Origin of the sequence: Arthrobacter pascens (assembly GCF_017052465.1) — a bacterium.
Classification (GTDB): Bacteria; Actinomycetota; Actinomycetes; order Actinomycetales; family Micrococcaceae; genus Arthrobacter; species Arthrobacter pascens.
This window is the reverse complement of record NZ_JAFHKT010000112.1, coordinates 14,172-40,219: the sequence shown is the minus strand read 5'-3', so window position 1 is coordinate 40,219 and position 26,048 is coordinate 14,172. Positions and strand designations below refer to the sequence as shown.

Annotated in this window: 29 protein-coding genes and 1 riboswitch; of the genes, 11 read left to right on the top strand and 18 right to left on the bottom strand. The window is 66.9% G+C overall.

Features of this window, described 5'->3' with window-relative positions; genetic code table 11:
- Window positions 1–8: 8 nt before the first annotated feature.
- From JYA52_RS04275 to JYA52_RS04255, 5 genes are all read right to left on the bottom strand, one after another.
- Window positions 9–1,013 (bottom strand): aldo/keto reductase, encoded by a 1,005-nt coding sequence (locus tag JYA52_RS04275; protein WP_205651961.1) that lies wholly within the window; start codon window positions 1,011–1,013, stop codon window positions 9–11.
- 101 nt (window positions 1,014–1,114) lie between these two features.
- A complete protein-coding gene (locus JYA52_RS04270) occupies window positions 1,115–1,519 on the bottom strand; it encodes a DMT family transporter (protein WP_205652004.1) in 405 nt (134 codons plus the stop codon).
- Window positions 1,519–1,842: a DMT family transporter gene (locus tag JYA52_RS04265; protein WP_205651960.1), complete on the bottom strand. Its 324-nt coding sequence runs from the start codon at window positions 1,840–1,842 to the stop codon at window positions 1,519–1,521. The genes JYA52_RS04270 and JYA52_RS04265 overlap by 1 nt, the downstream gene beginning before the upstream one ends.
- Window positions 1,843–1,851: 9 nt before the next feature.
- Window positions 1,852–1,917, bottom strand: a riboswitch (guanidine-III (ykkC-III) riboswitch).
- Window positions 1,918–2,002: 85 nt separating this feature from the next.
- A complete protein-coding gene (locus tag JYA52_RS04260; protein ID WP_205651959.1) occupies window positions 2,003–2,533 on the bottom strand; it encodes a ferritin in 531 nt (176 codons plus the stop codon).
- A 68-nt stretch (window positions 2,534–2,601) separates the two neighbouring features.
- Window positions 2,602–3,249 carry a HutD/Ves family protein gene (locus JYA52_RS04255; protein WP_205651958.1) on the bottom strand — a complete coding sequence of 216 codons (648 nt, stop codon included), beginning with the start codon at window positions 3,247–3,249 and terminating at the stop codon, window positions 2,602–2,604.
- Between the two features lie 174 nt (window positions 3,250–3,423).
- On the opposite strand from JYA52_RS04255, the gene JYA52_RS04250 reads away from it, so the two are divergent.
- Both JYA52_RS04250 and JYA52_RS04245 read left to right on the top strand, forming a co-directional pair.
- The gene (locus tag JYA52_RS04250; protein WP_205651957.1) at window positions 3,424–4,020 is read left to right on the top strand and encodes a phosphoribosylanthranilate isomerase; all 597 of its coding nucleotides are present in this window, start codon (window positions 3,424–3,426) and stop codon (window positions 4,018–4,020) included.
- A 75-nt stretch (window positions 4,021–4,095) separates the two neighbouring features.
- A complete protein-coding gene (locus JYA52_RS04245; RefSeq protein ID WP_205651956.1) occupies window positions 4,096–4,497 on the top strand; it encodes a YccF domain-containing protein in 402 nt (133 codons plus the stop codon).
- Between the two features lie 24 nt (window positions 4,498–4,521).
- Here JYA52_RS04245 and JYA52_RS04240 read toward each other — a convergent pair whose 3' ends face one another.
- From JYA52_RS04240 to JYA52_RS04225, 4 genes are all read right to left on the bottom strand, one after another.
- Window positions 4,522–5,403: a DUF4031 domain-containing protein gene (locus tag JYA52_RS04240; RefSeq protein ID WP_205651955.1), complete on the bottom strand. Its 882-nt coding sequence runs from the start codon at window positions 5,401–5,403 to the stop codon at window positions 4,522–4,524.
- A gap of 30 nt (window positions 5,404–5,433) precedes the next feature.
- A complete protein-coding gene (locus JYA52_RS04235) occupies window positions 5,434–6,501 on the bottom strand; it encodes a hypothetical protein (RefSeq protein ID WP_205651954.1) in 1,068 nt (355 codons plus the stop codon).
- 75 nt (window positions 6,502–6,576) lie between these two features.
- Window positions 6,577–7,575, bottom strand: a complete 999-nt coding sequence (locus tag JYA52_RS04230) for a glycosyltransferase family 2 protein (protein ID WP_205651953.1) — start codon at window positions 7,573–7,575, stop codon at window positions 6,577–6,579.
- 1 nt (window position 7,576) lies between these two features.
- On the bottom strand, window positions 7,577–8,371 hold the full coding sequence (locus tag JYA52_RS04225) for a glycosyltransferase family 2 protein (protein WP_205651952.1): 795 nt from the start codon (window positions 8,369–8,371) through the stop codon (window positions 7,577–7,579).
- A 421-nt stretch (window positions 8,372–8,792) separates the two neighbouring features.
- Between JYA52_RS04225 and JYA52_RS22915 the strand changes: the two genes are divergently transcribed.
- Window positions 8,793–9,563 (top strand): glycoside hydrolase family 16 protein, encoded by a 771-nt coding sequence (locus JYA52_RS22915; protein ID WP_307869310.1) that lies wholly within the window; start codon window positions 8,793–8,795, stop codon window positions 9,561–9,563.
- Here the strand turns inward: JYA52_RS22915 and JYA52_RS04215 are convergent, their stop codons facing one another.
- Window positions 9,564–10,529, bottom strand: coding sequence for a metallophosphoesterase (locus JYA52_RS04215; protein ID WP_307869309.1), 966 nt, complete (start codon window positions 10,527–10,529; stop codon window positions 9,564–9,566).
- Between the two features lie 452 nt (window positions 10,530–10,981).
- Here JYA52_RS04215 and JYA52_RS04210 point away from each other — a divergent pair, with 452 nt between their 5' ends.
- The 5 genes from JYA52_RS04210 to JYA52_RS04190 all read left to right on the top strand — a co-directional run bounded on the left by JYA52_RS04210 (window position 10,982) and on the right by JYA52_RS04190 (window position 15,039).
- On the top strand, window positions 10,982–11,389 hold the full coding sequence (locus JYA52_RS04210) for a TOBE domain-containing protein (RefSeq protein ID WP_205651950.1): 408 nt from the start codon (window positions 10,982–10,984) through the stop codon (window positions 11,387–11,389).
- Entirely contained in the window at window positions 11,389–12,210 is an 822-nt protein-coding gene (gene modA, locus JYA52_RS04205) for a molybdate ABC transporter substrate-binding protein (protein ID WP_205651949.1), read from the top strand. The genes JYA52_RS04210 and modA overlap by 1 nt, the downstream gene beginning before the upstream one ends.
- Entirely contained in the window at window positions 12,207–13,079 is an 873-nt protein-coding gene (locus tag JYA52_RS04200; protein WP_205651948.1) for an ABC transporter permease, read from the top strand. Before modA ends, JYA52_RS04200 begins: the two co-directional genes overlap by 4 nt.
- On the top strand, window positions 13,076–14,191 hold the full coding sequence (locus tag JYA52_RS04195; protein WP_205651947.1) for a sulfate/molybdate ABC transporter ATP-binding protein: 1,116 nt from the start codon (window positions 13,076–13,078) through the stop codon (window positions 14,189–14,191). Before JYA52_RS04200 ends, JYA52_RS04195 begins: the two co-directional genes overlap by 4 nt.
- A gap of 62 nt (window positions 14,192–14,253) precedes the next feature.
- Entirely contained in the window at window positions 14,254–15,039 is a 786-nt protein-coding gene (locus tag JYA52_RS04190) for a S1 family peptidase (RefSeq protein ID WP_240459938.1), read from the top strand.
- Between the two features lie 41 nt (window positions 15,040–15,080).
- On the opposite strand, the gene JYA52_RS04185 is transcribed toward JYA52_RS04190, so the two are convergent.
- On the bottom strand, window positions 15,081–15,416 hold the full coding sequence (locus JYA52_RS04185; protein WP_205651945.1) for a hypothetical protein: 336 nt from the start codon (window positions 15,414–15,416) through the stop codon (window positions 15,081–15,083).
- A 225-nt stretch (window positions 15,417–15,641) separates the two neighbouring features.
- Between JYA52_RS04185 and clpB the strand changes: the two genes are divergently transcribed.
- Window positions 15,642–18,299: an ATP-dependent chaperone ClpB gene (gene clpB, locus JYA52_RS04180; RefSeq protein WP_205651944.1), complete on the top strand. Its 2,658-nt coding sequence runs from the start codon at window positions 15,642–15,644 to the stop codon at window positions 18,297–18,299.
- A gap of 44 nt (window positions 18,300–18,343) precedes the next feature.
- Here the strand turns inward: clpB and JYA52_RS04175 are convergent, their stop codons facing one another.
- Window positions 18,344–18,979 carry a septum formation family protein gene (locus tag JYA52_RS04175; RefSeq protein ID WP_205651943.1) on the bottom strand — a complete coding sequence of 212 codons (636 nt, stop codon included), beginning with the start codon at window positions 18,977–18,979 and terminating at the stop codon, window positions 18,344–18,346.
- Between the two features lie 361 nt (window positions 18,980–19,340).
- Here JYA52_RS04175 and JYA52_RS04170 point away from each other — a divergent pair, with 361 nt between their 5' ends.
- Window positions 19,341–19,574: a DUF3073 domain-containing protein gene (locus JYA52_RS04170; protein WP_205652002.1), complete on the top strand. Its 234-nt coding sequence runs from the start codon at window positions 19,341–19,343 to the stop codon at window positions 19,572–19,574.
- 303 nt (window positions 19,575–19,877) lie between these two features.
- The gene (locus tag JYA52_RS04165) at window positions 19,878–20,717 is read left to right on the top strand and encodes a VOC family protein (RefSeq protein WP_205651942.1); all 840 of its coding nucleotides are present in this window, start codon (window positions 19,878–19,880) and stop codon (window positions 20,715–20,717) included.
- 73 nt (window positions 20,718–20,790) lie between these two features.
- Here the strand turns inward: JYA52_RS04165 and purM are convergent, their stop codons facing one another.
- The 6 genes from purM to uraD are packed head-to-tail and all read right to left on the bottom strand — an operon-like array spanning window position 20,791 to window position 25,891.
- Window positions 20,791–21,981, bottom strand: a complete 1,191-nt coding sequence (purM, locus tag JYA52_RS04160; protein WP_205651941.1) for a phosphoribosylformylglycinamidine cyclo-ligase — start codon at window positions 21,979–21,981, stop codon at window positions 20,791–20,793.
- The gene (purF, locus tag JYA52_RS04155) at window positions 21,978–23,693 is read right to left on the bottom strand and encodes an amidophosphoribosyltransferase (RefSeq protein ID WP_205651940.1); all 1,716 of its coding nucleotides are present in this window, start codon (window positions 23,691–23,693) and stop codon (window positions 21,978–21,980) included. The genes purM and purF overlap by 4 nt, the downstream gene beginning before the upstream one ends.
- 47 nt (window positions 23,694–23,740) lie before the next feature.
- A complete protein-coding gene (locus JYA52_RS04150) occupies window positions 23,741–24,163 on the bottom strand; it encodes a hypothetical protein (RefSeq protein WP_240459937.1) in 423 nt (140 codons plus the stop codon).
- Window positions 24,164–24,190: 27 nt separating this feature from the next.
- Window positions 24,191–25,048, bottom strand: coding sequence for a fumarylacetoacetate hydrolase family protein (locus JYA52_RS04145; RefSeq protein ID WP_205651939.1), 858 nt, complete (start codon window positions 25,046–25,048; stop codon window positions 24,191–24,193).
- 10 nt (window positions 25,049–25,058) lie between these two features.
- A complete protein-coding gene (uraH, locus tag JYA52_RS04140) occupies window positions 25,059–25,397 on the bottom strand; it encodes a hydroxyisourate hydrolase (protein WP_205651938.1) in 339 nt (112 codons plus the stop codon).
- Complete coding sequence (uraD, locus tag JYA52_RS04135; RefSeq protein ID WP_205651937.1) at window positions 25,394–25,891, bottom strand: 2-oxo-4-hydroxy-4-carboxy-5-ureidoimidazoline decarboxylase; 498 nt, start codon at window positions 25,889–25,891, stop codon at window positions 25,394–25,396. Before uraD ends, uraH begins: the two co-directional genes overlap by 4 nt.
- Between the last annotated feature and the right edge of the window lie 157 nt (window positions 25,892–26,048).

The following is a 26,048-nucleotide window of genomic DNA, read 5'->3' as shown; positions in this document are numbered from 1 at the left end:
CCGGCCGCCTATTCGCGGCCCTGCGACACCCATTGCGGATCGGCAGAGCGGGAACCGACGACGGCGTCCGCGGCCGCGTCCAGCGCCTCCAGCTGCGCCGGGGTCAGGTCCAACGCCAGTGCGCCCAGATTTTCGTCGATGCGGCGGGCTTTGCGGGTGCCGGGAATCGGGACGACCGGCAGTCCAAGCCGCTTGCCGTGGGCGAGCAGCCACGCGAGGGCCACCTGGGCAGGCGTTGCCTCCAGCACGGTGGCCACGAGTTGAACGGCAGCCACCACCGCCTGGTTCGCATCCGCTGCATCCTCCGCGAAACGGGGGATCCTGCGCCGGAAGTCATCGTCGCCGAGCTGCGCCGCGTCGACCGTGCCCGTGAGGAAGCCCCGGCCCAGCGGCGAATATGGCACGAAGCCCACGCCCAGCTCTGCCGCGGCCGGAACCACGTTCCGTTCCACGTCCCGGCTCCAGATCGACCACTCGCTTTGTACCGCCGCGATGGGATGGATGCTGCTGGCCTCGCGGAGTTCTCCGGCGGTCACCTCCGACAGTCCGAGGTGCCGGACCTTGCCCTCGCGGACCAGTTCGGCCATGGCTCCCACGGTTTCGGAGATCGGCACCCGGACGTCCCGGCGGTGCATGTAGTACAGTTCGATGACGTCCGTGCCCAGACGCTGCAGGCTGCGGTCTGCGGCTGCCTTCACGTAGGCTGCGTCCCCGCGGATGTCGCTGTATCCGGTGGACGGAGTGCCGACCAGGGCGAATTTCGTGGCGAGCTGGACTTCCCCGCGGCGGTCCTTGAGCAGGCGGGCGATCAGCTCCTCGTTGCTTCCGCCGCCGTATATGTCAGCGGTGTCGATGAAGCTCATTCCGGCGTCCACCGCGTGGTGCAGGGTCTGAAGGGCCTCGGCAGGGACCACGTCGCCGTACACGGGGGTGAGGGCCATGCCGCCGAATCCCAAGGGGCTGACGTGCAGCCCGTCGCCCAGGTGCACCGATGCTGCCAAGTTGTCCGTCATCTCAATCTCCGTCTCCTCGTGAACAGTGGTCCCAGCCAAGAACCCCGGCGGCGCCGGGCATATTCCGCCCGGGCCAACCCGGGCCAAGGCGGAGAAGCAGGCTAACCCTGTGGCGTCCGCCGGGGCTGGCCGGCGGTCCCGGCAGGGAGCAGCTTCAAACCTGCCGCGCAGCCCACGATCCCGGCAATGAACAGCACCTTGAGCACGCTGAAGGGCTCGACGCCGGTGGCCATCGCCCAGCCGACCGTCAGCGCCGCGCCGATCCCCACCCAGACGGCGTACGCCGTGCCGAGTGGGATGTGCTTCACGGCCACGCCGAGGCCCCACATGCTCAGCACTGCGGTAATGACAAAGACCAGTGAGGGCCCCTGCCGGGTCAGGCCGTCGGACAGCCCTAAGGCCGTGGCCCACACCGCCTCAAGGACGGCAGAGGCCAGCAGTACGAGCCAGGCCGCCCGCCGCTTGCTGGAGGTCATCTTGTTCGGGGACACGAGGTTCGAGGACATCACGCCACCACCTTCAGGCCAACCACGCAGGCGGCGATCCCGCCGAGCAGCAGCAGCCGCGCCGCCGTCGGCCGTTCAACCTTGGCGACAATGGCGTAGCAGGAGGTCAGCACCACGCCCACGCCGACCCACACTGCGTAGGCGGTGCCGGTGGGGATGGACTGCATGGCAAGGGCGAGGCCGCCCGTGCTGGCCGCGACGGAGGCCAGGAAAAGCGCGGCGGGAGCGATCCGGCGCCGGCCGGTGGCCTGGGAGGCGCGGTGCAGCGCGGCAGCCCACACCGCCTCGAGGGCACCGGAGAGAATGAGGATGATCCACGACATGACAGCTCCTTTGGCCAGTCTTGTCGCGTGCCGGGTACTGAACCGTCGTCCGGAGGTCCGCCAACGGGACCTTGGTTTTCACCCTAGCAACGCCCGACGGCGGGTGCCACCGTTGGTGGTTAACCTCACCGGCGGGGGTGTCCCCTGATTCAGCAGTCTCCTAGAGCGTGCCGCCCGCGGCCTCCGGTGCCGATGCGTCATGGCCGCTGTCCCCGATGGTTTCCCGGGCGACGAAGTTCTCGATGTCGAAGAGGTTCTCTGCACGCTCGGCGATATTGAGCAGCGTGCTCATCGAGGCGACTTCCTCGACCTGCTCCTTGAGGAACCACAGCATGAACTGCTCGCCCAGGGCATCGTCCTCCGCCCGGGCGGCCCTGAACAGGCTTTCGATGCTCCTCGTGACTTCCTTTTCCTGCTGCAGCGCGAGGGCCAGCGGCTCGGTCACGGAGGCGAAGTCGTTCCGGACGTTGGGGACGCCGGGAATGGAGACCGGAAGGTCCCGGTCCAGCATGTACTGGACCATCATCATGGCGTGGTTGCGTTCTTCCACGGACTGCCGGTAGAAGTACTTTGCCAGCTGGGGGAGGTCCTGGTTGGCGAACCAGACGGCCACCGCGATGTACTGCTGCGAGGCAGAGAACTCGTTGCCGATCTGGAGCGAGAGGAGATCGTTGAACTTTGATTTCGTCATGGCCCCGAGTCTAGGTCCGTCCTTCCTGCGGAAACCAGTGTGGCAATGCTCGGCTAAGGAAGCGGAGGCTAGCCTTCCCCGGGTCCCGTCGGGACGGCGTCGATGGACACCACCGCAAGGAACCCGCGGCCCAGGATTTCCGGCGCCCGGGAGCCGGCACCGATCACCGCGTCGTAACGGCTGAGCGGCGCAGGGTCGCTCGGGACTGCAGGCACATCCGCCCCCTCGTCGTCCGCGGATGCCCCCGATGCCTCCGCATCGGCGCCGGGCGTGGCCGTCGCCTCGCCCTGGAGCAGGATGCCCAGCTGTCCTTCGAACAGGGGGTGCGCCCGCTTCTTGGAGAGCTCCACGATCGAGGCGTACCCCTTGTACCCGGCCCGGGTGATGACATTCAGGGCGCGGATGTCGCCCGTGGGCAAAACGCCGGAGCACGCCGCATCTCCGGAAAAGCGGAACGGCCGGTACTTCTCCAGAGGATGCTCGCTGCCGTCGACGCTCAGGAGCAGCAGCTCGCCCTCGACCACCGTCAGTACCCGTTCCATGCCGGGAAAGGGCGAAAAGTCGCCTGCCTTAGTGATGTCTGCGATGCTGACCCGCCAGTCCCAGGCGCCGTCCTGGGACGAGGCGGCCAACGGATGGCTCACCAGCTCCCGGGTCACGCCCTCTCCGTTGCGCCATGGCTGCGGTCTGAGGTCTGCGAAGCGAATGATCTCCATCCGCCCAGCCTAGCCGGGCGGCGCTCAACCCTTCGGCAATCGCCCGCCTGCGTCACCTGCCTGCGTCACCTGCCTGGCACCTGAGGGACTGCGTTGCCCCCGCCATCCGGCCCGCGTAAAGTCAGCGCAGTATGACTACGTTCGTTGGGGACACATCAACCATAGGAGCCGTGAATGTTCGTCAAAGTGTGCGGGCTGAGTACGCCGGAATCGATCCAGGAGGCGGTTGACGCCGGAGCGGACGCCGTGGGCTTTGTACTGACGGCCAGCCCCCGGGTGGTCTCCCCGGCACAGGTCACCGAGCTGCTCAGCAACGTTCCGGACGGCGTGGCCGCCGTCGGTGTTTTCCGCCATGAACCGGCCACGGACGCCGTGGCGATAGCCCGTGCGGCAGGCCTGGAGTGGATTCAGCTTCACGGCGACCGCACTCCTGAAGACGTCAAAACCGCGCACGACGCCGGCATGAAACTCATCCGGGCCGTCACCATGGATGCCGCACCGGACACCTTCGCGAACTGGGGAGAAGAGCTACTCCTCGTTGACGCGCCGGTCCCCGGGTCAGGGGAGAGCTGGGACTACGGCTCCATGCGCACCAAGGGCCTCGAGGGACGCGACTGGATCCTCGCCGGAGGGCTCGACGCCGCAAACGTCGCCGAAGCGGCACGGGCCGCCGGGGCCTGGGGCGTCGATGTCTCCTCCGGCGTCGAGCAGTCCCGGGGCGTCAAGGACCTGGCGAAGATCCGTGCCTTTGTGACGGCCGCGAAAGCCTGACTCGCTGCATGGTTCAGGGTTAACTCAGGGCATGCCCCGAGGCGCGCGCCGCACGTGGGAGAGCAGAATGGACAGATGAAGACACTCCTGAACATCATCTGGCTCGTTTTCGGTGGCCTTTGGCTGGCGATCGGTTATTTCCTCGCCGGCGTTATCTGCTGCCTCCTGATTGTCACCATTCCCTGGGGCATCGCGTCGTTCCGGATCGCCTCGTACACGCTCTGGCCGTTCGGCCGCATGATGGTGGACAAGCCCGGAGGAAACGGAGTGTTCGCGCTGCTGGGAAACGTGATCTGGCTCCTTGTGGCAGGCATCTGGATCGCGGTCGGGCATGTGGTCACCGCCATCGCCATGGCCCTCACCATCATTGGAATCCCGCTGGCCATCGCTAACCTGAAGCTCATCCCGGTCTCGCTCATGCCGCTGGGCAAGCAGATCGTTCCTACAGGTGCGCCCTTCGTGACCAGCTACCGCTGACCCCGGGCCGGTGTCCGCCGGTGATCAGTGGCCCGAGGCCTGCAGCTCGTCGGTGAGATTCCGCCGGGCAGCTTCCAGCCAGAGTTCGCGGCCACGTTCCGTGTTGAACAGCGGATCGAGTTCCAGCAGGTGGCGGACGACGGCGGCCCTGCCGGCCGCGAAGTCGGCGTCCCCGATATGCGCGTAGTCCTTCCGGACGGCGGCCACATACCGCGAGTACGGCTCAGGTTCGCCGCCGAGGACGGAAAGGTCCGCGTCGCAGAGGAGGGCGCCGTCGTCGTCCCCGGGTGCCGGCCGGTGGTCGGAGGTGAGAAGGACCAGACGCGCCACCTCATCGACGTCATTGGCGGGGAGCCCCGCTTCGGAGAGCCGGAGCTCGGCGAGCCGCGCCGACTCTTCCTCATCCTGGCCGGCGACACCGCGGTAGACGGCGTCGTGGAACCAGGCCGCGAGCAGCACCGTGCGCGGAGGGCCGGCGGGTGCCGTGAGCAGGTCCAGTGCCTCGAGCACCGCCAGCAGGTGGGTGCAGCCGTGGTACTTGCGGTGGCTTTCGCTCCAGCGGTCCAAGAGGTCCAGGAACAGTGCATCGTGGCCGGGCATCACCGTGTTCCAGCGGTTCAGCAGCGGGATTTTCAGCGACTTGTTCCGTTCCCGGGCGGGAATCCGCAATCCGCTCGCAATGAGTTTCCGGACCAGGATCCGGGCTTCCACAGGAACGGCACCGGCGGCCACCAGCGAGGTGTAGCGGCGTTCCGGGACGTCATAGTGGTCGCCGTCAAAGGCACGCTCGGGTATCCCAGCCGCCGCGGCGAAGGCATGCAGCTCCTCCAGGGAGGTGTCGGAGATCAGGTGGGAAAAGTGCGTTTCATGCGCAGGCCAAAGAGGCGGATCCAGGTAAATGGCCATGGAGCAAAGTCTAGTCTTCGGGGCGCGTGCTCACTCTTCCAGCTTGGAGCTGACCAGCTCCGCTATGTACTGCGATGTGCGTTCCGCGGGCCAGGACGCGGGCACGCGCAACAGGAAGCACGGTACTCCGGACAGCGCCCGCCGAGCCACGGCGGCCTTTTGCCCGAAGTGGTCCTCCAGCGGGACGATTCCGGTAGCGCCCAGTGCTTCGATCAGCCGCCGCGACACCGCGGGCAGTCCGGCGTGGAAGTTGCCCACAACCCGTGACGTCATCCACTCCGCACTCCGCGATTCCAGCCGTGCGTCGCGGCCGTCAAAGCGCTCAAGGAAGATGGCCAGGCGGGTGAGTGCGGCTGACGAAATCCGGCCTGGCCCAAATAGCCTCTCCGGGGCAACCGTCCGGCGCTCAGGGGCCCACCGTCGGGCAAAGGCCCCTGGGTATCGCTCCAGCACCGGCTGCGCTGACGCCGCCAGCCTTGCGGCGGATCTGGCTAGCCATTCCGGCGTAGCCGGCTGGGGCAGCAGGCTGAAAAACGCGGCAGGGTGTCTGGTTCTTCCCGGCGGGGCAGACGGCATCGGCTTCGCGCAGCCCAAGAGCATGCCGTCCGCGTCCAGGAACGCCCAGTCATCGCCCATGAATTGCACGCCGGGTTGTGCAGCGAGCCTGGCCAGGATGCGGGGCTCCACTGCTCCCGAGGCCGGCAGCAAGACTCCGGAACCGCGGTACTCCACAGATGCAGCATGAATCATGGCTACGTTGGCTCTGATGCAGAGGCTGTCCAGCAGGGGTATGAGTGCAGACAGCAGCTCGCCGCGTCCCTGGATCACATACCCGTGCCGGTTTGCCACAATCTGGACGTGATGCGCGGGCAGGTAGAGGGAGCCCTCCGTGAAGCGGTGTCCGTTGGCGTGGGACTGCTCTGGAATGGGAGTCAGGACCCCGCTGAAGCGGAGCCTCAGCGGAGCCCGAGACCCGCCCCGGAACGGCGCCAGCACGTGGTGCAACTCCGACCCGCCCGGTGTGCCGGAGTCCACGTCAATGCCCACGAGACCGTGGACGTCGAAACTCGCTCCGGCCGACGCGTCTGAGTCCTTCATTACGTCCTTTAAGGCTTGCTGGGTAGGTCGTCTCGGCCTTCAAAGGCTGCTAACGGAGGCTGGCCACGGCGGGAATCAGCTGACTTCCCGCCAACTGCCGGCAGCACCGTCGTGCCCTGATTCCGGAGCAAGCGTGCCGCCGGGAAACCTGCGGCCCTGGACGTAGCCGAATGTGGTGACAGCAAGCACGGCAACAACCGTCGCGGCCCGGCCCAGTCCGTCCTTGTCTTTTCCCGTCAGCCAATCCTTGACTCCCATGAACACAGCGCGGGGAAGCACCCTCCGGACGTAGCGGCGTTCCGGGCCGAGAGCCCTCTTGTGTCCCACGACCTTGCTCACCTGGGCCTTGGAAATCCCCTCGGACCAGGAACGGCTCAGCATGTACTTCAGGGAGCCGCGGGCGGCCGGGACGAAGTGCCGCACCATGGCCTCTGGCTCGTACACGATTCGGGAGCCGGGGGAGCCGATGACCGCACGGATACAGATCTCGGTCTCTTCGCATCCGAGGGGCAACGTATCCTGGCGGCCGAGGGCCGTGTTGAATCCGCCCACGCCGGTCAGGACCTCTGAACGGAATGACATGTTCGCCCCGATGACGTTGCGGACCTCGGCGGCGACTTTGGGCAGGCCCCTGTGGCTGCACCCGACTATCCAGTCGAGCTCCTGGGCAAAGTAGCCTGGCCGACCGGCCTCCCAGTCGGGATCAACCCGGCCGCCCACCGCCAGCACATCGGGATCGTCATAGAGGGCCGTTAGCCGCTCCAGCCAATCGGGGGCGGCCTGGGCGTCGTCGTCGAGGAAGGCGACGATGCCGGTGGTCGCTGCACTGACGCCCGTGTTCCGGGCCCCGGACAGGCCCTTTGCCCCGGTGTTTTCGAGGATCACCACATCAGACACGGTAAAGATGAGCCGCTTGTAGAGGTCGCTGTTGTAGTCGACGACGACGATCGTCTGACGCGGGCGGACTGTTTGGGCGCGGACGGAGTCGACCGCAGCCATGAGCATGTCCCACCGGTCCTCCGTGTAGGAGCAAATGACGACTGAAACGTCCAGGGCGTCGGCAGGCCGGGTCATCTCATTCACCTGCCATGACGCCGAGGACCGTGCGGGGGTCCGTGGGGACGTGCGGGAAAGCAATACTGGGATACTTGTACTTCACCCGTCTCAGCGCCTCGGGCCGGGCCCCGGCCGTTGGTGCCTCCCACCCTACGTATTCGCGGGCCAGGGTACGCAGCACCCGCCAACCGTCACGGAAGGTGTTGAGATTCGAGTTGCCTGAAATCCTTGAAAGCTCACGGCTGGGTACCTCGGCAATGCGCAGGCCGGCACGGGAAGCCCGCACGATCAGCTCCGTTTCGATTTCAAAACCGTCCGACTCCAGCTCGAGGACCTCCAGGCACTCGCGGCGCATGGCGATGTAGCCGTAGCACAGGTCCGAATAATCACTGCGGAGCACCATGTTGGCCAGCCCGGTCAGCGCCCGGTTACCGGCGCTGCGCAGAAAGGTAATATCGTCCGAGCCACCGCCCGTGACATAGCGCGAGCCTTTGACGAAGTCGAAGTCATGCTGCAGCGGCGACACGAACCAGCCAATCTCGTGAGGGTCCATGCTCCCGTCGGCATCCAGCATGACAATGATGTCGCCGGTGGCCGCGGCCAGGCCCGCTCGCACGGCGACACCCTTGCCCTTATTGGGCTCGGCCACCACCACCACGTCGAGTCGAAGGGCCCGCGCCACGTCTACGGTGCTGTCCAGTGAGCGTCCGTCAACGATCACTACCTCGTCTACATACGAGGGCATTCGGCGAAGCACCCAAGGAAGGTTCAGGGCCTCATTCAGCGTGGGGATCACGACACTGACAGAAGGCATGCTTGCAGGGAGCGCATTTGTTGGGCTCTGTGTTGAAAGAAGTATCGGGATGGTCACTAACCTCACCACTCAATGGAGTCGTTTGCTTTTGCCTCAGTAGCAGGATTCCCTGGCTGCTAAGCCCAGGACGTAGACCCGGCGCTCGCTGCTACTGGAGGCAACTTGCTTGCACTCCCCCTCGTCTAAGTTTGATTTGCTGACTTGTGAAAAGCTTGGAATTGGTTGAAGGCCCCCTGCGTTTTCGCCCTGTTCGCGCACCCCTTTTGGGGCTATTGAGTGCGGGGAGCTCCAATGCGAGACTTTCCCCATGTGGATTGCCCGCCGGCGGGGGGTGTCACCGGGCAGTTCATACCGGCCCGGACTATTCCGGCTGCTCGTTTCCTCGGCAGCCTTGATGCTGGCCGGGTGCAGCGTTGCCGCCGTGGAACGGCCCAAACAGTCCACTCCGTCGCCGTCCCTAAAGGCCTCGGGCGACCTCCCGGGCTGGAAGCAGGTGTTCTGGGAAGATTTCGACCGGGGGGATGTTCCGGTGGGAGAGTTCCCCGGCGACGCCTACAGGCCGAAGTGGAGCGCGGGATACAAAGACGGCACGCCGGACACGGCCGGCCAAAAGGGAAAGCATTCGGGGTACTACCCGGGCAAGGTCCTGAGTGTGAAAGACGGCGTGCTGGACTGGTACCTCCACACTGAAGACGGCGTATCCATGGGGGCGGCGCCCAGGCCAAAGTTTCCCAACAAGGCGGAGAACCCGCGGCGGGACAACAGCATGCTGTACGGCAGGTACTCGGTCCGCTTTAAGGCCGATTCCCTAAGGGGGTACAAAATGGCCTGGCTTCTCTGGCCGAACAGCAACAAGTGGCCCAGGGACGGCGAGATCGACTTCCCGGAAGGGGATCTCTCCGAATCACCCCATGGGGCGGTGCACTTCAGAAGTGACGATCCTGCCGACTTCAAAATGTTCAACACGAACAAGACGTTTACGAGGTGGCACGTGGCCACCACGGAGTGGAGCCCCGGCAAGGTGGAGTTTTTCCTTGACGGGCGCTCGATCGGAGTAGCAACCAAGAACATCCCCAAGACCCCCATGCACCTGATCCTGCAGACCGAGTCATGCCTGCCAAAATGCCCGAATTCCACCACGGAAGGGCACGTCCAGCTGGACTGGATAGCGGTGTGGACGCGGGCCGAATAGCTACTTCTTCTCGATGATGAAGGAATCCCTGAAGGAGGAACCCTCGGCGGGAACGAACGTGGCGTCGAGCCGGTCCGGTGTTGCGGTGACATCGAGCGTGCCGAAGGCCGCCCGGCGGTTCTGGCCCGACCAGGCCGCGAAGTAGCGGATCTCGGAGTCGTCCTCCTTCACCTGGTGCAGGCCTGCTCCGCCGAGGCCTGAGGTGGCAAAGACCGTGCCGGCGCCCTTCACCATGGCCTCATCGGAATCCGTGATGCAGGCTTCGGAAAAGCTCCCGGGGACCAGCGCCGTGCAGCCCTCGCGGAGGCTCAACTGGTGGGTCCGCTGGTACGAGTGGTTGTGCCCGGACAGGACGAGGTCCACCTTCTTCTCCATCAGCATGTTCGTGAGGTCGTCCCCGGCCAGGCAGTCATATTTGCCGATGCTGAGGCAGGGCGTGTGCATGCCCACCACGGTCCAGGGAATCTTCTGTGACTCGGCCCCGTCCACGGCCGCCGCGGTCCAGCGCCACCGGGGGCTGTTTTTCGAATAGTCCAGGGTGTTGCCGTCATGGAACTTGATGCCGGGCGACACCATGATGATCCGCACCAAGGGGTTCTTTTCCGGCACGTCCACATACCACTGCGTTCCGTATTCCCCGGTGAGGCCCGGCAGCCTGTTCGGCAGGCACTGGACGAAGTTTCTTATGTCGCCGTCGTGACCGTCGCTCTCATGATTTCCCGTGACCAGCTCGTACGGAAAGTCAGCCCCCAGCTTTTCCGCGACCATGGCGCAGAACTCTTTTTCGATCCCCGCCTGGTAGGTGAAGTCACCCAACGCAAGGTTCAGCTGGGGCTTCAGGCCCGCGATGGTGTCCAGCACCCGTTTGGCGTCCTTGCCGACGCCGATGTCCCCTTGGGCGGTGAAGTGGACTGACTGTATGACGGCGGCGGAAACCCCCGCCGTGCCGCTCGGGGCCGGGGTCACCGGAGGGTTTGCAGTCTCCGATCCGCCCGGCGTGGCCGCCGGGGAAAGCTGTGTGGCAGCTGGCGGAAGCTGTGTAGTGGCCGGCATGCACCCCGTCAGGAACGAGGTGAGGAACAAGGTCAGGAACACCGTCGCGGTCACAACGGCCGCGTCAAGGAGGGCGTCCGCCCGTAGCCGCGTAGCTTTTGGCCCAGTTATCCGTCCAGTTCTCGGTCCAGTCATGATCCCTCGCATCGGCTAACGGAACCTGGCGCCGCAGACCAGGCTGAGGCGAAAGCATGAACATGCCTACGCTTAGCGTAACGCCGCAGGCCCGGCCCAAACCAGAGATCAGGGCGCTGCCCGAACACCTGAGTATGGGGAGAGCGCACGCCTGTGTCCAACGAATGCTTGTGACGCACCTGCGGAGTAATTTTACCGTGAGGACCGCAAAATCGGGCTATGCTCGGGAAATGGCCATGCTTCGCGTTTCCGAGGCCGCCCGCTTCCTGGGCGTCAGTGACGACACCATCCGCCGCTGGACTGAGTCCGGCAGCCTGACGCCGCACAGGGACGCGTCCGGGCGGCTGGCCGTGGACGGACTGGAACTGGCCCGGCTTGCCGGCAAGCAGGCGCACCTGCCGGATGACCCGTCCAAGGCGGGCAGTTCGGCACGCAACCGCTTCGTGGGACTGGTCACCGGCATCACGGCCGACAAGGTCATGGCACAGGTGGAACTGCAGTGCGGGCCCTTCCGGGTCGTGTCCCTCATGAGCAGCGAAGCCGTCCGTGAACTTGGGCTCGAACTGGGATCTGTGGCCACCGCCGTCGTCAAAGCCACCACCGTCATTGTGGAAACGCCCCGGGGGAGGAGCGCCTGATGACGTTCCGCCGCCTTCGCATCGCCGCCCTGCTGGCCGCTTCCACCCTGTTGGCCGCCGCTGTGTCCGGTTGCGCCCCGGGCCCGTCCGGAAACCCTGCGGCCAGTGGGACCCCTCAGCGTTCCGGGACCCTCACCGTATTCGCGGCCGCTTCCCTCAAGGCAACCTTCACCCGGCTCGCCGCTGAATTTGAAAACCGCAATCCCGGCACAACGGTCACGCTGAGCTTTGCCGGGTCGTCGGACCTGGCCACGCAGATCTCCCAGGGTGCCCCCGCTGACGTATTCGCCTCGGCCGACACCCGCAACATGGCCCGCCTCTCGGACGCCGCGCTCATTCACGGTCAGGCGGTGAACTTTGCCACCAACGTCCTGGAGATCGCCGTCCCGGCAGGCAACCCGGCGTCGATCTCGTCTTTCGCCGACCTCGCCAGGCCGGGCGTGAAAGTCGTCGTCTGCGCCAGCCAGGTGCCGTGCGGCGCGGCGGCGGAAAGCGCCGAACGGGAAGCCGGGACGGTGCTCAAGCCCGTGAGTGAGGAATCATCCGTCGCCGATGTCCTGGGCAAGGTCGTCTCGGGCGAGGCCGACGCTGGCCTGGTTTACGCCACTGACGTGAAGGGCGCCCGCGGCAAGGTCGAAGGCATCCCGTTCCCCGAGGCCGGCAAGGCCGTGACCACCTACCCGATCGCGGCGCTCGAAGGCAGCCGAAACAAGGAGTTGGCGGCGGCATTCATCTCCCTGGTCGCCGGCAGCGACGGGCAGAAGACCCTGGCGGACGCCGGTTTCGGCGCCCCGCCGGCTGAAGTCCGCCCGAGCCAATGAAGGCCGGTCAGCGGCGGAGCCCCGGCGCCTACACCGGCATTCCATCCTGGATCTACGTCGTCGCGGCGGCGGGCGGACTGCTCGTAGTGCTCCCGCTCGCGGCCATGGTGGCCAAGGTCAACTGGGCACAGTTCATTCCGCTGGTGACGTCAGAGTCGTCGCTCACCGCCCTGGGCCTCAGCCTGCGCACGTCGGCGGCCAGCACGCTGCTGTGCATCGTGCTCGGCGTTCCGTTGGCTTTGGTGCTGGCCCGGGGCAGCTTTCCCGGGCAGCGGCTGCTCCGTTCCTTCGTGCTGCTGCCGCTGGTGCTCCCGCCTGTGGTGGGTGGCATCGCGCTCCTTTACACGTTCGGCAGGCAGGGGCTCCTGGGCCGGAGCCTGGAGGTGCTGGGGATCCAGATCGCCTTCTCCACCGCCGCCGTGGTCCTCGCCCAGACGTTCGTGGCGCTGCCGTTCCTCGTGGTGAGCCTGGAGGGCACGCTGCGGACCGCCGGCGGGCGGTACGAGGCCGTGGCGGCAACGCTCGGCGCACGTCCCGGTACGGTGCTCCGCCGGGTGACTCTTCCCCTGGTCCTGCCCGGCCTGGCCTCCGGAGCCGTGCTGTCGTTCGCGCGGAGCCTCGGTGAATTCGGTGCCACCCTGACGTTCGCGGGCAGCCTGCAGGGTGTCACCCGCACGCTGCCGCTTGAGATTTACCTCCAGCGCGAAACCGACGCCGACGCCGCCGTCGCGCTTTCCCTCGTTTTGGTGGCGGTGGCGGTCACCGTGGTCGCGGTGTCCTATCGCGGCCCGCGGCGGCCGCCGGCCGGACCCTTCGGTTCCGAAAGGCGCACGACGGCGGTGCCCGCCCGGGACAGGAGCGTGCAGTGAGCTTCCGGATGGAGGCCGCGGTGGCGGCGCGGGGTTTTGATCTGGCCCTCACCGTCGGCCCTGGGGAGACCGTGGCAATCATGGGTCCCAACGGTGCAGGAAAGTCCACCCTGCTGGCCGTCATCGCCGGGCTGCTGCACCCGGACTCGGGCAGGGCTGAAATGGGCGGCAGGGTCCTGTTCGACCTTGGCTCCGGCCGGTCCACGTGGACGGCGCCGCATCACCGCGGCACCGCCCTGCTGGCCCAGGAGCCACTCCTTTTCCCGCACCTGAGCGCCCTGGAGAATGTGGCGTTCGGCCCCCGAAGCCGGGGTGAATCCCGGCGTGCCTCGCGGAAAACGGCGCTTCACTGGCTCGGTGCCGTGGATGCCGGCGGGCTGGCCGGACGGCGGCCTGCCGAGCTTTCCGGCGGCCAGGCCCAGCGGGTGGCCGTAGCCCGGGCGCTGGCGGCCGATCCCGGGCTGCTGCTGCTCGATGAACCCATGGCCGCCCTGGACATCCATGCCGCCCCGCTGCTGCGCAGGCTTCTGAAGCGGGTACTCGCCGGGAGGCGGGCCATCATCGTTACGCACGACGTCCTGGATGCGCTGATGCTGGCAGACCGCGTGATCGTCCTCGAGGACGGCAGGATCATCGAGTCCGGTCCCACGCGCGACATTCTGCAGCGGCCGCGGAGCAGATTCGTGGCCGGTCTGGCCGGCCTCAACCTGATACCCGGCACCCTGACGGAACATGGCCTCACGACCGCCGCCGGCCAGGACATTGCCGGGCAGCATGACTCCATCCTGGACACGGAAGCGGCTGCCGCGGGGCCCGGCGTGGAAGAATGGTCTGGTTTGGACGCGGGGGCCGCCGCTCCCGGCCAGGCGGGCGTGGCCGTGTTCCCGCCGTCGGCCGTTTCGGTTTTCCTGACCGAAGCCCACGGCAGCCCGCGGAATTCCTTTCCGGTCACGATCACGGACCTGGAGCCGCGCGGCGACCAGATCCGCGTCCGGGCGGGGGAGCTTTCCGCGGACGTCACGCCCGCTGCATCAGCAGACCTGGGGCTCGCGCCCGGAATGGCCGTGTTCTTTGTGATCAAGGCCGGAGCCGTGTCCGTCTACCCGGCATGAGGCGGGCATGCCCAGAGAATGACCACTGCCGACCGTCCGGCCCCTTGCGAAGGAGAGAGTTCTTGAAGACCGCCAATGCCCTGGCCGCTGTTGCCGTTGCCGCCGCCATGCTGGCACCCCTGCCCGCCGCCGCAGCTCCCACGGGGGAGACATACCCCGCCGCCACGGGAGAGGGGAGCGGAGACAGGACCATGAACCGGAAGGTTGCCGGCGGCAGCCCGACCTCCATTTTCGCGGCTCCCGCGGCGGCCCAGATCTCGTTCGATGGAGCGGGCACCGACGTGCGCTGCGCCGGAAGCCAGATCTCGGCCAGTTGGGTCATCACGGCCAAGCACTGCAATTCGCCGAGCCTCAAGTCGGTCCGCCTCGGCAGCACGTATCTGGAGGCGCACGGCGCTGTCCGGACAGTGGCTGCCCGCTACGCGTCACCCATGGGTGACCTTCTGCTCCTTAGGCTGTCCACGCCATATTCCGGCGCCACTGTGGGCCTTTCCGCTTCCTTGCCGGCCTCGGGTACGGCGGGCAAGGTCTACGGCTGGGGCTACCAGGCTGAGGGATCCGGCTCCATGTCCTATTTCCTGAAGACGGCCGATGTCACTGTCACCGGCCCGGGATCAGATAGCTACGGCGGGGCGTCGGTCAGCACCCGGTCGCAGTCGGGGCACCCCATCGGCGGCGACTCCGGCGGTCCGCTGATGGTCGACGGCAAGCTGGCGGGCGTTCTCTCCGAATCCAGCGTCCTGCCCGCCGGGACCACCGCCGACTATTCCCAGTACTACAGCGACCATGCGTCCATAGCCCGGAACCTCGACTGGATCACGCGCATCAGCGGCGTCATCGGCTCCTGACTCTGGGGCCTGACTCTGGCACCTGAGCGGGGTCCGACGGGCTACATCCCCGGCAGATCCAGGGCTTCGTAGACCTGGATGGTGGCACCGGGCATCATGAGGTGCGGGTGCCCTTCCAGCAGGGCGAGGGCGCCGCCCTCATCCTCGGCCTGGAGGATACCGTAACCGCCCACGTGCGTGCTGGTGTCGGACGTGCCGGTGGCGCTGATCTCCTTGCCGGCCCCCAGCGGATTTCCCATGTCAACGATCCCGTCGCCTGCGCGCTGCGCCCATTCCATCCACGCCTTCATGCCTTCCTGGGCGGCTTCAGGGCTGCTTTCTGCCATCTGCGCTTGCGCCGACTGCGGGGCGGTGTAAAGAACAACGAACTTCTTCATTGCGGCTCCTCGGTTCGAGTATGCGATTAACTGTCGTCGCTGGTCACAGGTCGATCCTAGGGGGATCCGGGCGGCAGGGATACAGTTCAAGGGCGATGGTTTTCCCGAAGTTCATCTGCCCTGCGGGGCCGTTTCGCTGTGGGCAAACGTGGATCCAGGAACGCTTCCCTCAAAGTTGAGCGTAGTAGACTCAACTTAGTAATCCCATACTGAAAGGAGCTCTCTTTGGACGCCAAATTCACCACCAAGAGCCAGGAGGCTCTTTCGGCGGCCGCAATGAATGCATCGACGGCGGGGAACCCCCAGGTTGAGCCGGCGCACCTGCTGAAGGCGCTGATGGATCAGCGCGAGGGCGTCGCCGTCGCCCTTCTGCGTGCCACCGGCACGGATCCCGACGCCGTCAGCGTGCAGGCCAGCAGCGCCATCAAGAACCTGCCGGCCACATCAGGCAGTTCAGTCCAGCAGGCGCAGCTGTCGCGCACCGCCCTGCAAGCCATCCAGACGGCGCAGAACGAGGCCGACCGCCTGGGGGATTCGTTCGTCTCCACCGAGCACCTGCTGCTCGGCCTCTCGGCCGGAAGCGACGGCGTCGGAAAGCTCCTGCGCGACGCCGGAGCCTCGCATGAGGCGCTGCTCGCCGCCCTGCCCGGCGTGCGCGGAGACCGCAAGGTCAACAGCGCGGATCCGGAAAACACCTTCCAGGCGCTGGAGAAGTTCGGCACGGACCTGACGGCGACGGCCCGCTTGGGCAAACTGGACCCCGTGATCGGACGGGATGCCGAAATCCGGCGCATCATCCAGGTGCTGAGCCGCCGGACCAAGAACAACCCGGTGATCATCGGCGAGCCGGGCGTCGGCAAGACGGCCGTCGTCGAGGGGCTGGCCCAGCGGATCGTGGCCGGCGACGTCCCGGAGAGCCTGCGCGGCAAGACCCTGGTCGCCCTGGACCTCGCGTCCATGGTGGCGGGCGCCAAGTACCGCGGCGAGTTTGAAGAGCGCCTCAAGGCTGTCCTGGAAGAGATCAAGAACTCGGACGGGCAGATCGTCACCTTCATCGACGAGCTCCACACGGTGGTGGGTGCGGGCGCCACGGGGGACAGCTCCATGGATGCCGGCAACATGCTCAAGCCCATGCTGGCCCGCGGCGAGCTGCGCCTGATCGGTGCCACCACGCTTGACGAGTACCGGGAGAACATCGAGAAGGACCCGGCCCTGGAACGCCGCTTCCAGCAGGTCTACGTCGGCGAGCCCAGCGTGGAGGACACCATCGGCATCCTCCGCGGCCTCAAGGAACGCTACGAGGCCCATCACAAGGTGGCCATTGCCGACTCCGCCCTCGTAGCCGCAGCCACGCTGTCCAACCGCTACATCTCGGGGCGCCAGCTGCCGGACAAGGCGATCGACTTAGTGGACGAGGCCGCCTCCCGGCTCCGTATGGAGATCGACTCAGCTCCGGAGGAGATCGACCAGCTGCGGCGCCAGGTGGACCGGCTGACCATGGAGGAACTGGCCCTCGCCAACGAGAAGGACGCCGCCTCCGTGGAGCGGCTGGCTGCCCTGCGGGCGGACATGGCGGATAAGAAGGAGGAGCTGTCCGCACTGAATGCCCGCTGGGAAGCGGAGAAGGCCGGCCTGAACCGGGTGGGGGACCTGAAAGCCAAGCTGGACGAGCTGAGGTCCACTGCGGACAAGGCGCAGCGTGAGGGCGACCTGGAGACTGCCTCACGCATCCTCTATGGCGAAATTCCGGCCCTGGAGCGCGAGCTGAACGCCGCCGCGGAGGCAGAAGCCGCCGTCGTGGATAAGTCCTCGCAAATGGTGGCGGAGGAAGTCACCGCGAACGACATCGCCGAGGTCATCTCGGCGTGGACCGGCATCCCGGCCGGGCGCATGCTGCAGGGCGAAAGCCAGAAGCTGCTGCACATGGAAGAGGAACTCGGCAGGCGCCTGATCGGCCAGTCCAAGGCTGTGCAGGCGGTGTCCGACGCCGTGCGCCGGGCCCGTGCCGGCATCAGCGACCCCAACCGGCCCACCGGCTCATTCCTGTTCCTCGGTCCCACCGGTGTGGGTAAGACCGAGCTTGCCAAGGCTCTGGCGGACTTCCTCTTCGACGACGAGCGTGCCATGGTGCGGATCGACATGTCCGAGTACGGCGAGAAGCACTCCGTGGCCCGGCTGGTCGGCGCGCCTCCGGGTTACGTGGGCTACGAGGAGGGCGGCCAGCTGACCGAGGCCGTCCGCCGCCGGCCCTACTCGGTGGTGCTGCTCGACGAGGTGGAAAAAGCCCACCCGGAGGTCTTCGACATCCTCCTGCAGGTGCTCGACGACGGCCGCCTCACCGACGGCCAGGGCCGCACCGTCGACTTCCGCAACGTCATCCTGGTGCTGACGTCCAACCTCGGAAGCCAGTTCCTGGTGGACCCCACCCTGGATGCGCAGGCCAAGCGCACGGCCGTAATGGCCACTGTGAACGCGTCCTTCAAACCGGAGTTCCTGAACCGCCTGGACGAAGTGGTGCTGTTCGATGCGCTGACCGTGGAGGAACTGGCCCGGATCGTCGAGCTGCAGGTGGCAGATCTTTCCAGCCGCCTGCACGAACGGCGGCTCTCACTCGAGGTGACCGAGGGCGCCCGCGCCTGGCTGGCCATGTCCGGCTTCGATTCGGCGTATGGAGCCCGCCCGTTGCGTCGCCTGGTACAGCGTGAGATCGGCGACCGCCTGGCCAAGGCGATCCTCGCCGGGGAGATTTCCGACGGCGACACGGTGCTCGTCGATACCGCGGCCGACGTCGACGAACTCACCATCGAGGGGCTGGAAGCCATGGGAACGCCCGACGGCGGCACCCCCGCCGGAAGCGGACTCTCGGTGCGCCGCAAGGGCTAAGTCTGCGGCGGGCCCAGCGGGCTGGCGGCAGGGATGTCCTGCCGTCAGCCCTGCGGGAGAAGGCTGGTCTTGATGATGTTTCCCGACGCGGAAGTAACGTAACAATCCACCCGGCGGTCCCCCTGCCGCCAGCTGTCGGGGCTGGGGTAGGCGAGCTGGTACGTCAGGACGTAGGCGTTGGTCTTGCTGGTCAGCGCCGCGGCCTGGCATGCCTCCCGACCCTTTGCCTTCATTGCCTTGGCTCCGGGGTAGGAATCCCCGGCGGGGTACCTGTGGACGGCCACAAGTTGGGCGGAATGCCCGGACGTGCAGGCCACCACAGTGGCGCCGGCCGCCGAGGCGTCAAAATCCTTGAAGCAGTCCCCAATCCTGAAGTCCAGGGGGCTTACGCCCTTCACGGGAAGGCTGGGGCGGGCTGTTGCCTGGGGCACGGCAGAGGACGCCGGTGCCGCGGCGGGGCCGGGGTCGCCGATGGTCTGCAGGGTGGCGCCGGCGAGCAGCGAACCGAGGATCCACAGGAGCAGACTGGCCACCACGAGCAACGCGACCAAAAAGCCCGCTTTCATGAAGTTCTGCTGCAGGCCGGGCCGGACCTCGTCGGCGGCATTCGCTGCGGAATCTGAGGGAACGTCCTGCGGGCTGGAGGTCTCGGGACCGGAGCGCCGCGGGTCAGCTTTCACCGCTGGATCAGGCTGCGCAATTCGCGGCGGGACAGCCGGGGGCGGCGGGACGGGCCGCGGCCCGGCGCCGGGGACTGGATTGCCTTCATTCACTGGCTCGGCGCCCCTTCCTTGCGGTTTCGCGGCCTCGGACCCTGCTTCCTCTATTCACCCGTTCAGGAGACTCTACCGAAAAATTCCCCTCCAACCCCATGATTGCCGCGGTTTTGGCCCCGACGCAGGCCCGTGCGACGCGCCCGTGGCGAGCAGTCACCGCCGAAAGCATGTAATCTAGGGATACGACAAATTGACCAAACATTCCGGGGCCTCACCGATAGCCAAGGTGACCACCTCCGGTCCAAGTACAAAAGGGGGTCACGCCATGGGGCGCGGCCGTCAAAAGGCAAAAGCTACCAAGCAGGCTCGGGACATCAAGTACTACTCCCCGAACACTGATTATTCGGCCCTTCAGCGTGAGCTCACGGGTCCGGGCAGTCGTGCCACGAGCCATTTCGCGAATGAACCGGTCGAACCGGACTATTCAGCCTACGTGGATAAGTACGCGGACGATTTGGAAGACGACGACGACGAGGTAGACACCCGTCGGATCGGTTAGTCGTAACAGCCGGAAGCTGCCGTAAGGCGTTCGGCTGCGCGCGGCGTCGTACCCTTCTGTTCGTCGTTGTCCCGTCGTCAGATTTCGGCACCCTTCGTTTCCGAAGGAGCTTTCTTTGAGAAGGCTCCCTCTCAAGCGGGCGCCGCACCAATTACCAGGCCCGTCGGGCATGCCAGCCATTGGCGTGCCCGGCGGGTTTTCTGCTGCCCCGGCTATGTGGTGCCTGGTCCGGGCCTTCTCCGCCGTGCCCGTTCACGTCTAGGCTGTTAGGGGTTTGGTCCGGCGAAAGGGATGGGCAGCAGCATGGTTCAGCGAAGCGGCTACACCAAAGGGGAGGTGTGCTGGGCGGACGTCCAGACTCCGGATGTTGCGGCGGCCAAGTCCTTCTATGCCGCAGTGTTCGGCTGGCGCTATGAGGACCTGCCCACGCCGGACGGACGCAGCTACTCGAAGGCCTTCATCGACGGTGACCTTGTAGCCGTCGTGGCGCCTCAGAACCCCGCCCAGCAGGCGTCGGGCACGCCGGCGCAGTGGAACGTGTACTTCTGCGCGGATGACGCCCGGGAAGTGGCCGAGGAGGCACCGCACGCGGGCGGGACAGTGCAGTTCGGCCCCGAAGAAGTGGGTGACACCGGCGTCATGGTGTTCCTGGAACCGCCCGGGGGCGGCACCACCGGCGTCTGGCAGGCCGGAACGCACGCAGGCAGCGGGCGGCACAACGAACCTGGATCGTTCGCGTGGGCCGAACTCCTGACGCCCGAACCGCAGGCCGCCGTCGGATTCTTCCAGCAGATATTCGGTCACGAGGTCACCGAATATCCGCAGGACGACGGCGGGACGTACACCACGCTGATTGTCGGCGGCTCGGAGGTGGCCGGCATTGCCCCCGCACCCGAGGACGGGGACGAGGATGCGGACGGGGGCGCAGGTCCGGAGGAAGCGTCCGCGCCGGACGACGGCGAGCTCCGCGCCCGGTTGGGCTGGCAGGTTTATTTCGGAGTTTCCAGCGTCAAGGAAGCAGTGCTGGCGGCAGTGACGGCGGGCGCCGAAGTGCTCGTGGAGCCGGAATTCGACGAGGATGCCGGGAGCATCGCCACGCTTAAGGACCCGCAAGGCGGCGTGTTCAGCGTCCTGGAGGTTTAAAAGCGCATCGAGTGCTCCGTAACCGCCCTTATGAAGGTCCAAAAGGGCAGTTACAGAGCACTCGATGACGTATTTAAGCGTAGGTGTTGACCATCCGGACGGCGCCGCCGTCCACGCCCTTGGCGCCCTGGACGTAGTCCGGGCCGGTCTTGAGGATGTCGTCAGAGTCGGCGCTGACTGTGCCCATGATCCAGGACGGCAGGCCGCGCTCGTTCAGGCGGGCCACAGCGGCGTCAGCGACGTCGGCGGAGACGATGGCCACCATGCCCACACCGAGGTTGAGCGTTCGCTCGAGGTCAGCCAGCGGGACGCGGCCAAGCTCCGACACCAGCTTGAAGATGGCCGGCAGCTCCCAGGTGGCGCGGTCCACCGTGGCCACGAGGCCCTGCGGCAGGACACGGGCCAGGTTTGCGGCGAGTCCGCCGCCGGTGACGTGGCTGAAGCCGTGCACGGCTCCGCCGCCCGTGGCAAGGCCAGTGGTGACCGGGAAGGTCCGGGCCAGGTCCAGGCAGTCGGCGGCGTAGACGCGGGTGGGTTCCAGCAGCTCCTCACCCAGCGTGCGCCCGAGTTCGGAAACCTGCCGGTCCAGGGCCCAGCCGGCGTGGTTGATGACGCGGCGGACCAGCGAGTAGCCGTTGGAGTGCAGGCCGGAGGACGCCATGCCGATCACCACATCGCCCGCGCGGACGCGGTCCGGGCCCAGCAGGGCATCGGCTTCAACAACGCCGGTGGCGGCCCCCGCGACGTCGTATTCGTGCTCGCCCAGCAGGCCCGGGTGCTCGGCCGTTTCGCCGCCTACCAGGGCGGTACCGGCCACGGAGCAGGCTGCCGCGATGCCGCGGACGATGTCGGCGATGCGCTCGGGGACCACCTTGCCGCAGGCGATGTAGTCGGTCATGTACAGCGGCTCGGCGCCCACCACCACGATGTCGTCAACCACCATGCCCACCAGGTCGAAACCGATGGTGTCGTGGATGTCCATGGCCTGCGCGATGGCCACCTTGGTGCCCACGCCGTCCGTGGACGTGGCCAGCAGGGGCCGCTTGTAGGTCAGCAGCTTCGAGACATCGTACAGTCCGGCAAAACCGCCGACGCCGCCGATCACCGAGGCGTTGTGCGTCGCCTTGACGGCATCCTTCATGAGTTCGACGGCGCGGTCTCCCGCTTCGACGTCGACGCCGGCGGACGCGTACGTGATGCCGTTGTTCTGGGCCAAACCGTTCTGGGCGGCGTTCATGTCAGCAGTGGGGGAGGCGGAAGTCATACGGACTCTTTCTTGTCAGCGCCGACGGGGGCAGCGTCGTGGTGGACGTCAGGCACGCGGTCGGCCTCGGTCAGCAGGTTCTCAAATTCGGAATCCGGTCCCGGGTCGCAGCCCGTTGCGCCGGGCTTCTCCGCCGGGTCTTCCGTGACGGTGATGCTGTCCGGGTTGCCGGGGGTCGCTGCGGCCGGTCCAGGGGCAGCTGCGGCGGCGCCGGAGCGGGCCGCGCCGGCGGCGGGGAGCCCGCCGAGGTCCGTGCGTTCGAGCAGGTTCTTGCCCAGCTTGTCCGAGCCGGGAAGCTCGATGGGGTACTTGCCGGTGAAGCAGGCGGTGCAGAGGCGTTCCCGGGGCTGCCGGGTGGCGCCGATCATGCCGTCCTCGGAGATGTAGGCCAGCGAATCCGCGCCGATGGCCTGGGAGATTTCCTCGATCGTGGCGCCGTTGGCGATCAGTTCCGCCCGGGAGGCGAAGTCGATGCCGTAGAAGCAGGGCCACTGGACGGGCGGGGAGGAGATCTTCACGTGCACGGCGGCTGCGCCGGCCTCGCGGAGCATGCGGACGATGGCGCGCTGGGTGTTGCCGCGGACGATCGAGTCGTCCACCACCACGACGCGCTTGCCGCGGATCACGGATTCCAGGGCGTTGAGCTTGAGCCGGATGCCCAGCTGGCGGAGCGTCTGCGAAGGCTGGATGAACGTGCGGCCCACGTAGGAGTTCTTGACGAAGCCATGGGCGAACGGGATGCCGGATTCCTCGGCGTAGCCCACGGCGGCCGGGGTCCCGGATTCGGGCACCGGGATGACGATGTCCGCTTCCTGGGTGTTTTCGCGGGCAAGCTGGCGGCCCATCTCCACCCGGGACTCGTACACGGAGCGCCCGGCGATCGCGGCGTCGGGGCGGGCTAGGTAGACGTACTCGAAGACGCAGCCGGCGGGCGTCGGCTCTGCGAAGCGCTGGGACCGCACGCCCTGCTCATCGATGGCGATGAATTCGCCGGGCTCGATCTCACGGATGAAGCTGGCGCCAACGGTGGCGAGCGCGGACTGTTCAGAGGCGACCACCCAGCCGCGCTCGAGCCGGCCGAGGCAGAGCGGACGGATGCCGAACGTGTCCCGGGCCGCGTAGAGGGTGCCTTCGTCCATGAACACGAAACAAAAGCCGCCCTTGATCTTCGGAAGCAGCTCGATGGCGGTCTGTTCGAGGGTCTTGCCCTCTTCGCCTTCGAGCAGTGCCGTGACCAGTGCGGTGTCCGAGGTGTTGCCCTGCTTCATTTCGCCGCTGAGCTGGCCACCGTTGCGCTCGTTGATCATGGCGTTGAGCTCGGCCGTGTTGGTCAGGTTGCCGTTGTGTGCCAGGGCCACCGTGCCGGTGGCGGTTGCGCCGAGCGTGGGCTGGGCGTTGGCCCAGTGGCTGGCTCCGGTGGTGGAGTAGCGGCAGTGGCCCACGGCCAGGTGCCCGGTCAGGGTGTTCAGCGTGGTCTCGTCGAAGACCTGGGACACGAGGCCCATGTCCTTGTAGACGTTGATCCGCTTGCCGTCGCTGGTGGCAATACCAGCCGACTCCTGACCGCGGTGCTGCAGTGCATACAGCCCGTAATAGGTGAGTTTTGCTACTTCTTCACCTGGTGCCCAGACCCCGAAGACGCCGCAAGCGTCCTGAGGGCCTTTTTCGCCAGGGAGAAGATCATGAGAGAGTTTTCCATCGCCGCGTGCCACTGGTCGATTATCTCACGTCATCGGGTAGGGAACTTCCGGCGGCCGGTTTATGACCGGAGGCCCGGCTCGTTGCCGTTGTCCTGCCGGTGCCCGGGAGCAGGGTGCTCGTCCGTGCCACGCCCGGGCTGTTCCGCGTCAGGAAGGGGCGGCCCGGCCTCGGGCCCAGCCTCCGGGACAGCCTCGACGACGCCCTGCCGCGCCCGCCTGACGCTCAGCCGGTCCAGGATCAGCGCCGCAATTGCGCCGAGGATCACACCGCCGGCCCCGCACAGGACCATGAAGAAGCCGAAGACGGTGCCGGGGTCGTAGGTGGCGTTGCCCGGCAGCGCATAGGCGACGACTGCCGCCACGGCAATGCCCACGAGCCCGCCCAGAATCAGGAACGGGACGTACTTGGGGGCGCGTCGTACGGTGATCTCGCGCCGTTCAGGGATTTCGCGCCGTTCGGGGGTGGGGTCGTCAGAGGCCATGCCATCTAGCCTACTGTCCGGGCCGCGTCAGACCAGAACAGAAACGTCCACCAGCCGCTGCCGCTGCTCGCCCAGCACTCGGCCGCCGGACATCCGCATCACGTCCCCGTTCTTGAGGTACGGGTAGCGGCCGGAGAGCGCTACACCGGCCGGAGTGCCGGTGGTGATCAGGTCACCGGGCTCGAGCACCATGTACTGCGAGAGCCGGCGGACCAGCTCGGCCGCGCCGAAGACCATGTCCTGGGTCGAACTTTTCTGCCGCGGCTCGTCGTTGACCCAGGATGCGAGCTCGATGCTGCCGGCGTCCGTCGAGGCGGCTGGTACCAGCCACGGGCCCAGCGGGTTGAACGTGGGGCAGGACTTGCCCAGCGACCACTGCGGCCCGGAATGTTCCAGCTGGTACTCGCGCTCTGAGACGTCGTTGGACAGCACGTACCCTGCGATGCAGGCAGCGGCTGCGGTGTCCGACTCCAGGTAGCTGGCCCGCTGGCCGATCACCACCCCGAGCTCCACCTCCCAGTCAACGCGCTGGGCGCCGGGTGGGATCACGACGTCGTCGTTGGGCCCCACCACGGTGTTGGGATGCTTGAAGAAGATGATGGGCCGCTCCGGCGCCGGGAGGCCCGACTCGGCGGCGTGCGCGGCGTAGTTCAGCCCGACGCCGATCACCGCACACGGGCGGGCAATGGGGGCGCCGATCCGTTTGCCCTCGACGGAGACGGGCGGCAGGCCCGTCAGGTCAAGGTCGTCCAGCCGATGCGCCCAAGTTTCCAGGAAGGCGCCGTCGATGTCGGCGGTGACGGGCCTCAGGTCATGCGCCTTCCCCTCGTCGTCGATGATGACCGGGATCTCGTTCCCGGTTGTGCCAATGCGCATCAGCCGCATGCTTGTCCTTTCAGCTTCCGCGGTAGGTGGAGTAGGCGAACGGGCTCAGCAGCAGCGGCACGTGGTAGTGCTCGGGGCCGGTCACCTCGAAGACGAGGTCCACCTCGGGAAAGAACGTTGTAGTGCCGCTGCCGGCGTAGTAGTCGCCGGTGGCGAAGTTGAGCCGGTAGTTGCCCGGGGCCAGTTCCTCGGGGCCGAGGTCCTTCGCGCGGCCGTCCGCATCGGTGGTGCTGCTCGCCAGCTGTGTCCAGCGGCCGCCGTCGCTGGCGTAAAGCACGACGGCGACGCCCGCCGCCGGGCGTCCGGCGCCGGTGTCCAAAATGTGCGTGGTGACGTGGGAAACACTCATTCGCTGATCACTCCTTCGAGACGCAGCAGGGCGATCTCGCGCAGTTGCTGCGCCACAATGACGTCTTCTTGGGCGGGGCTGTTGGCCAGCCGCTCGTTCAGTGCGGCCAGGATTTCCGGTGCCGTGCGGCCGGCTGCGCGGATCAGGAAAACGCGGCCGAACTTCTCCTCATACGCGCGGTTTCCGGCAGCCAGTGCCTCCGCGGCCGCCGCGTCCGCAGGGTCGACGCCGGCCTGCTCCGAACGGGACATGGACGCCTCCGCGGTTGCCGCCGTCGGGCGTTCACCGATCCGGGGGTGGTGCGCCAAGGCGGCGTCGACCTCGTCCGGAGTGAACGGCGAGGCGGCGTCACGGGCAAAGCCGAGCAGCGCATCGCCGGAGGCGAAGGGGCGGGCATCGGCGATCTGGTCCACCCAGCGCTGGACGTCGATGCAGGGGCGGAGGACCGCACTGGCGTCGTCGCGGTCCGCTTCATTGAATTCGGCAAGCTTCATGCTTGATGATCCCTCGTGCTGGTGCTGGCATCCACGGTGACGGCTATGCGGGATGCCGGGTCTTCTCCCGGCGAGACCGGAACTCCATCTGGAGCTTCGATCTTCCGCATCATGGAACTGTTATTTCAGCATACGTAATAGTGAAGCGGAACGGCCC

What these genes read in the sequence shown, in the direction of transcription:
- JYA52_RS04275 (WP_205651961.1), bottom strand. Translation starts at nt 1,013, where the DNA reads ATGACGGACAACTTGGCAGCATCGGTGCACCTGGGCGACGGGCTGCAC.
- JYA52_RS04270 (WP_205652004.1), bottom strand. Translation starts at nt 1,519, where the DNA reads ATGTCCTCGAACCTCGTGTCCCCGAACAAGATGACCTCCAGCAAGCGG.
- JYA52_RS04265 (WP_205651960.1), bottom strand. Translation starts at nt 1,842, where the DNA reads ATGTCGTGGATCATCCTCATTCTCTCCGGTGCCCTCGAGGCGGTGTGG.
- JYA52_RS04260 (WP_205651959.1), bottom strand. Translation starts at nt 2,533, where the DNA reads ATGACGAAATCAAAGTTCAACGATCTCCTCTCGCTCCAGATCGGCAAC.
- JYA52_RS04255 (WP_205651958.1), bottom strand. Translation starts at nt 3,249, where the DNA reads ATGGAGATCATTCGCTTCGCAGACCTCAGACCGCAGCCATGGCGCAAC.
- JYA52_RS04250 (WP_205651957.1), top strand. Translation starts at nt 3,424, where the DNA reads ATGTTCGTCAAAGTGTGCGGGCTGAGTACGCCGGAATCGATCCAGGAG.
- JYA52_RS04245 (WP_205651956.1), top strand. Translation starts at nt 4,096, where the DNA reads ATGAAGACACTCCTGAACATCATCTGGCTCGTTTTCGGTGGCCTTTGG.
- JYA52_RS04240 (WP_205651955.1), bottom strand. Translation starts at nt 5,403, where the DNA reads ATGGCCATTTACCTGGATCCGCCTCTTTGGCCTGCGCATGAAACGCAC.
- JYA52_RS04235 (WP_205651954.1), bottom strand. Translation starts at nt 6,501, where the DNA reads ATGAAGGACTCAGACGCGTCGGCCGGAGCGAGTTTCGACGTCCACGGT.
- JYA52_RS04230 (WP_205651953.1), bottom strand. Translation starts at nt 7,575, where the DNA reads ATGACCCGGCCTGCCGACGCCCTGGACGTTTCAGTCGTCATTTGCTCC.
- JYA52_RS04225 (WP_205651952.1), bottom strand. Translation starts at nt 8,371, where the DNA reads ATGCCTTCTGTCAGTGTCGTGATCCCCACGCTGAATGAGGCCCTGAAC.
- JYA52_RS04210 (WP_205651950.1), top strand. Translation starts at nt 10,982, where the DNA reads ATGGCCATGCTTCGCGTTTCCGAGGCCGCCCGCTTCCTGGGCGTCAGT.
- modA (WP_205651949.1), top strand. Translation starts at nt 11,389, where the DNA reads ATGACGTTCCGCCGCCTTCGCATCGCCGCCCTGCTGGCCGCTTCCACC.
- JYA52_RS04200 (WP_205651948.1), top strand. Translation starts at nt 12,207, where the DNA reads ATGAAGGCCGGTCAGCGGCGGAGCCCCGGCGCCTACACCGGCATTCCA.
- JYA52_RS04185 (WP_205651945.1), bottom strand. Translation starts at nt 15,416, where the DNA reads ATGAAGAAGTTCGTTGTTCTTTACACCGCCCCGCAGTCGGCGCAAGCG.
- JYA52_RS04170 (WP_205652002.1), top strand. Translation starts at nt 19,341, where the DNA reads ATGGGGCGCGGCCGTCAAAAGGCAAAAGCTACCAAGCAGGCTCGGGAC.
- JYA52_RS04165 (WP_205651942.1), top strand. Translation starts at nt 19,878, where the DNA reads ATGGTTCAGCGAAGCGGCTACACCAAAGGGGAGGTGTGCTGGGCGGAC.
- purM (WP_205651941.1), bottom strand. Translation starts at nt 21,981, where the DNA reads ATGACTTCCGCCTCCCCCACTGCTGACATGAACGCCGCCCAGAACGGT.
- JYA52_RS04150 (WP_240459937.1), bottom strand. Translation starts at nt 24,163, where the DNA reads ATGGCCTCTGACGACCCCACCCCCGAACGGCGCGAAATCCCTGAACGG.
- JYA52_RS04145 (WP_205651939.1), bottom strand. Translation starts at nt 25,048, where the DNA reads ATGCGGCTGATGCGCATTGGCACAACCGGGAACGAGATCCCGGTCATC.
- uraH (WP_205651938.1), bottom strand. Translation starts at nt 25,397, where the DNA reads ATGAGTGTTTCCCACGTCACCACGCACATTTTGGACACCGGCGCCGGA.
- uraD (WP_205651937.1), bottom strand. Translation starts at nt 25,891, where the DNA reads ATGAAGCTTGCCGAATTCAATGAAGCGGACCGCGACGACGCCAGTGCG.